The sequence below is a fragment of the Streptomyces sp. NRRL S-378 genome, assembly GCF_000720645.1.
Classification (GTDB): domain Bacteria; phylum Actinomycetota; class Actinomycetes; order Streptomycetales; family Streptomycetaceae; genus Streptomyces.
Genome location: NZ_JOBX01000147.1, coordinates 1 through 3,519, shown reverse-complemented (window position 1 = coordinate 3,519; position 3,519 = coordinate 1). Strand labels below are relative to the sequence as shown.

At 72.5% G+C, this 3,519-nt stretch carries 1 protein-coding gene; it reads right to left on the bottom strand.

Features of this window, described 5'->3' with window-relative positions; translation table 11 throughout:
- Positions 1-3,519, bottom strand: a 3,519-nt coding sequence (locus IH80_RS0138075) for a non-ribosomal peptide synthetase (protein ID WP_037882326.1), incomplete at both ends; no start/stop codon positions are given.

Here is a 3,519-nt window from a genome sequence, read left to right as displayed (position 1 = left end):
GGCCCTCCGCGGGCTGCGCACCCGCCCAGGACTCCAACAACCGCACCCGCTCGGCCTCGTCCACCACATCGATCCCACCGATCCGACCATCGGGATCGGAGCTGAGCTGGGTCAGTACCTGTACCAGCCAGCCAACCATCCGTCGGGCGGTGCCCTCGTGGAAGAGGTCGGTGCTGTACTCCAGCATTCCGGCGATACCGGCCGGGCTGTTGTCGGCCCCGTAGCGCTCGTTGAGCGCGAAGCCGAGATCGAACTTGGCCGTGCGGGTGCTGAACGCCTCCACCCGCTCGAACGGCACGTCCTGGTGCGAGTACGCCGCCAGGCTCGTGGCGCGGACCCGCTCCAGCAGCTCCCGGAAGGTCGGGTTCCCCGAGGTGTCCGTCCTCAGCACGAGCGTGTTGATGAAGAGCCCGACCATGTCGTCGAGGGCCTCGTCTGTGCGCCCCGCGACCGGGGTGCCCATCGGAATGTCCGTTCCCGCGCCGAGCCGGTTCAGCAGGGTGGCGACGGCGGCCTGGAGAACCATGAACAGGGTGGTGTTCGTGTCCCGGGCCAGGTCGACGAGGGCACGGTGCAGCTCCGGGCCGAAGTCGACCGGGACCGTGTCGCCGCGGTGGCTGGCCACCGTCGGGCGGGGCCGGTCGACAGGCAGCTCAAGCCGGTCCGGGGCGCCTTCCAGGGCCTCGGTCCAGTAGGCCAGCTGCTTGCTCACCACGGAGTCCGGGTCGTCCTCGGAACCGAGGAAGGCGTCCTGCCACAGGCTGTAGTCCGCGTACTGCACGGGCAGCGCCTGCCACGCCGGAGCATGCCCCTGGAGCCGGGCGGTGAACGCCGTCTCCAGGTCGCGTCCGAGCGGCCCCATCGAGGCGCCGTCGGCCGCGATGTGGTGCACGAGCAGGAGCAGTACCCGCTCGGTCGGGCTGACGGTGAACAGGGTCGCCCGGAACGGGAGGTCGGAGGCCAGGTCGAAGACGTGCCGCCCGGCGGCGCCCACCGCGGCGTCCAGCTCGTACGCGGGGCAGCCGACGTGGTGCAGCTTGAGATCGACGGCGTTCGCGCCCAGCACGGTCTGGACCGGGCTGCCGTCGACCTCCGGGAAGACCGTCCTCAGGCTCTCGTGCCGCAACACGACGTCGTTCAGGGCCTGTTCCAGAGCCTGCGCGTCCAGGTCTCCGGTGATCCGGAAGGCGACCGGCATGTTGTAGGTGGCGTTCGGTCCTTCCAGTTCGTTCAGGAACCACAGCCGCTTCTGCGCGGGTGACAGCGGTACCAGTTCAGGGCGCTTGGCTGCCTTCAGCGGCGGTCTGGCTGCATCCGCCTCCGAGACCTGGCCGGCCAGGGCGGCGACCGTGGGAGCCTCGAACATGGCCCGCATCGGCAGTTCGACGCCCATGATCGTCCTGATCCGGCTGACCAGGCGGGCCGCCATCAGGGAGTGGCCGCCCAGTTCGAAGAAGTCGTCGTCGATGCCGACCGCGGGCAGGCCGAGGATCTCGGCGAACAGCCCGCACAGGATCTCCTCCTGCGGACCGCGCGCGGTCCGGCCGCTGTTCTCCGGCTCGTACGCGGGGACCGGCAGGGCCCTGCGGTCCAGCTTCCCGTTGACGGTCAGGGGCAGCCGCTCCATCGTCACGAACGCCGTGGGGACCATGTAGTCCGGCAGGGACCGGCCGGCGTGGGCGCGCAGGTCGTCCGCGCTCAGCCCGGCACCCGCGGACTCGGCGACCACGTACGCCACCAGGCGCTTGTCACCGGGCCGGTCCTCCCGGACCACCACCGCGACCTGGTGCAGCTCCGGGAAACGCCCCAGGACGGCCTCGATCTCGCCGAGTTCGATGCGGAAGCCGCGGATCTTCACCTGGTCGTCGGCCCGGCCCACGAACTCCAGCTGGCCGTCGCCCCGCAGGCGCACCAGGTCGCCGGTGCGGTACATGCGGCCGCCGGCCGGACCGAAGGGGTCGGCGACGAACCGCTCCGCCGTCAGGCCCGACCGCCGCAGGTAGCCGCGGGCCAGGCCCTCGCCCGCGAGGTAGAGCTCTCCGGGCACTCCCTGCGGTACCAGTTGCAGGCGAGCGTCGAGGACGTACGCCCGGGTGCCCCGCACGGGGGCCCCGATGGGGGCGGACGCGGAGGGGTCGTCGGCGGAGAGCGGCTCGCTGGCCGTGGCCGAGATTGTCGACTCGGTGGGCCCGTACAGGTTCAGCATCCGCCGGCCGTCTGCCCAGCGGGAGATCAGCGAGGGCGGGCACGCCTCGCCACCGACGCTCAGCACGCGCAGGGCCCGGAAGTCCCGCTCCGGCAGCGTGGCGAGCACACTGGGCGGCATGTCGGCGCAGGAGATCCGCCGGTCCTCCAGGAAGTCACCGAGGGCGTCGCCGACCAGGGGGCCGGGAGCGGGGACGACGAGGGTGCCGCCGAAGCAGAACGCCCGGAGGAAGTCCTCGAGGGCCATGTCGAAGCTGATCGAGGCCAGTTGCAGGACCCGGTCGTCAGGGCCGAGCCGGTACTTCTCCGCCAGCGTGGCCACCAGTGCGCGGAGGCCGCGGTGCGTGACCGCAACGCCCTTGGGGACGCCGGTGGAACCCGAGGTGTAGACGGTGTACGCCAGGCCGTCCGGCCGGAGCGGGGTGTTCCGGTCGGCGTCCGTGGGATTGCGGCCGGGGAGCCCGGCCAGGGCCGCGGCGTCGTCCAGGAGCAGGGCCGTCGGGCCGTCCTGCGGGAGCCGCCCGGCGACCCCCCGGCTGGTGAGGACGCGGACCGGGGCCGCGTCCCGGAGCATGAAGGCGACACGGTCCTCCGGGTAGCCCGGATCGACGGGCACGAAGGCGGCTCCGGCCTTCAGGACGCCCAGCAGCGCGGTCACCATCTCCACGGACCGGGGCACCGCCAGCGCCACCAGGTCCTCGGCGCCGATGCCCTCACGGATCAGCCAGTGGGCGACCCGGTTGGCCCGCTCGTTCAGCTCGGCGTAGCCGAGCACGGTGCCCTCGTGCTCCAGCGCGGGCGCATCGGGCCGGAGGGCCGCGTGCTCCTCGAACATGTCGGTGAAGAACCGGTGCGCCGGGGCGGGGCCGCCGGTGCCCGCCGCGAGCAGCGCGTCCCGCTCGGCGGGGGAGAGCAGGGGGGCGTCGCCGATCGGCAGGTCGGGGTGCTCGGCGACGGCGCCCAGCAGCCGCCGGAAGCCCTCGGCGAACCGCTCCGCGGTGGCCCGCTCGGACAGGTCGGTGCGGTACTCCAGGAAGCCGTGGAGCCCTCCGGGCCGCCCGGCCGCGTCCGTGGCCTCGTAGAAGTTGAAGGTCAGGTCGAAGCTGGTGACGTCCCGGGTCAGGTCCTCGCTGACCGCCGACAGGCCGGGCAGGTCGAACACGGGGGCCGCCTGGGTGTGCAGCACCAGCATCACCTGGAACAGCGGGTTGTGGCCGAGGGAGCGGTGGGGGTTCAGGGTTTCGACGATGCGTTCGAAGGGGGTGTCCTGGTGGGTGTAGGCGGCGAGGTCGGTGGTGCGGGTGCGGGTGAGGA